1 pseudogene is annotated in these 2,277 nt (G+C 66.3%); it reads left to right on the forward strand.

The window, feature by feature from the left end:
* A pseudogene (locus ACYP2A_RS31530) lies at positions 1–2,277 on the forward strand (hemagglutinin repeat-containing protein); the annotation flags it as partial.

Consider the following 2,277-nt stretch of genomic DNA (forward strand, 5'->3'; position numbering starts at 1 on the left):
CGCTATCAGCCAAACGCCTGCTGCAAGTGCGCGGCGGCAGTCTCGATAACAGCAGCGGCCAGATCTCCGGCGCCGACATCGACCTGGGCGTGACCGGCGTACTGGCCAACCGCGCCGGCCTGATTGAAAGCAGCGGCGCACTGACCCTCAACGCCGCCAGCCTCGACAACACCCAAGGCCGCCTGCGTGCCCTGGGCACCACCGGCACCAGCGCATTGACCCTGGCCGGCGCGCTGGACAACAGCCGTGGCACCCTGGAAAGCGCCAACAGCAACCTGCAATTTGCGATCGGCAAGCTGATCAACACCGACGGCTCGATTCTGCACGTCGGCACCGGCGTGCTCGGCCTGGGCCTGCCGCTGTTGCAAAACGTCGGCGGCCGGATCGCCACCAACGGCAGCCTGACCCTGACCGGCAACACCTGGACCAACAGCAGCGTGCTGCAAGCGGCCAACCTCAACCTGAACATCGACCGCTTCAGCCAGACCGGCAGCGGGCAATTGCTGGCCGGCAAAAGCTTCACCGGTCGCGGCAACCAGTGGCAAAACGACGGCCTGATCGCCAGTGACGGCAGCCTCGACGTCCGCCTGACCGGCGGCTACAGCGGCGCCGGCCGCCTGACCAGCCTGGGCGGCCTGACCCTCAACGCCGCGCAACTGGACCTTAACAACGCCAGCTCACGCATCGCCGGTGGCGGCAGCACCGTCATCGACATCGACGGCATCCTCAACAATAGCGGCATCATCACCAGCGCCGCCGGCCTGCGCCTCGATGCCACAACGCTGAACAACCATGGCAGCCTCGGCGCCGCCGGCAACCTGACCGTCAACGCCGCGACCTTGCTCAACCAGCGTGGCCTGATCTTCAGCGGCGCCGACATGGGCCTGTTCGTCAATGACTTCACCAACCAGTACGGCGACGTCTACAGCCTCGGCAACCTGCAAATCAGCCGCGATGCCAGCGGCGCTCTTGCCAACAGCATCGTCAACCGCTCCGCGACCCTCACCAGCGACGCCGGCATGCTGCTGGCCGCCCGGCGCATCGACAACATTCGTGACGTAATGACCGTCGACGACGCCGGCATCTACAACGCCCGCATCGACGAAATCGCCTGCGGCACCGCCGGCCTGGGCAACCTCGACTGCAGTGGCGGCAAGGAACACCACGTCTGGAAGATCCAGCAAAACGAAAAGCTCGCCGTCACCCAAGCCAGCGCGGCTTCCAGCATCACCGCCGGCGCCAACCTGAACCTGATCGGCGGCGACTTCCTCAACAGCAGCAGCACCGTGGCCGCCGGTGGCGCCTTGAGCGCCCGCGTCGACAACCTCAACAACGTCGGCCTGATCACCAACGACACCCAGACCGACCGCATCTTCGTCTCCAGCCGCACCCGCAACGACAGCGGCTGGCAAAGCCTGGCCCGCGCTTTCAACGAGCAGTATTCCGCACAAGGCAGCCGTTACAACGCAGGCAACCTGGGCGGCCTGCAAGCGGCGATGAGCACCTTCATCTCCACCACCGAGCGCGAAGCCACCAACCTGCGCGTCACCACCCAGCACGCCTTCGACGCCCAGACCTACGCCGCCGTGATTCAGGCCGGAGGGGCGGTCAACGTCCAGGCCGGCAACAACATCGACAACAGCGTGGTACGCGGCGGCTTCACCTACGTCAGCGGCGGCAAGCGCACCGACACCACGGCACCGGGCAGCGACTACGCCACCCTGGTGCCGCTCGACCGGCAACAGGCACCGGACCTGACCCAACAAGCGGTCAACCCGACCACCTTGCCCGGCTTCAGCCTGCCCACTGGCCAGAACGGCCTGTTCCGCCTGAGCGATGCATCCGCCAGCGGTGCTGCGCTGCTCAGCGCCGCCAACAGCAGCCAGCCGCACCGCTACCTGATCGAAACCAACCCGGCACTGACCGACCTGCGCCAGTTCCTCAGCTCCAGCTACCTGCTCGACGGCCTGGGCAAGAGTCTCGACATCAACGCCGACACCGCCTGGAAACGCCTCGGCGACGGCTACTACGAACAACGCCTGATCCAGCAAGCCGTCGTCGCCCGCACCGGCCAGCGCTTCATCAACGGCCTGACCAGCGACGAAGCGATGTTCAAGTACCTGATGGACAACGCCATCGCCAGCCAGTCGGCACTGAACCTCAGCGTCGGCGTCGGCCTGTCCGGCGAGCAAGTCGCCGCGCTGACCCACGACATCGTCTGGATGGAAGACCAGGTGGTGCGCGGCGAACACGTGCTGGTGCCGGTGCTGTACCTGG

This window comes from Pseudomonas sp. 3A(2025), from assembly GCF_054589175.1.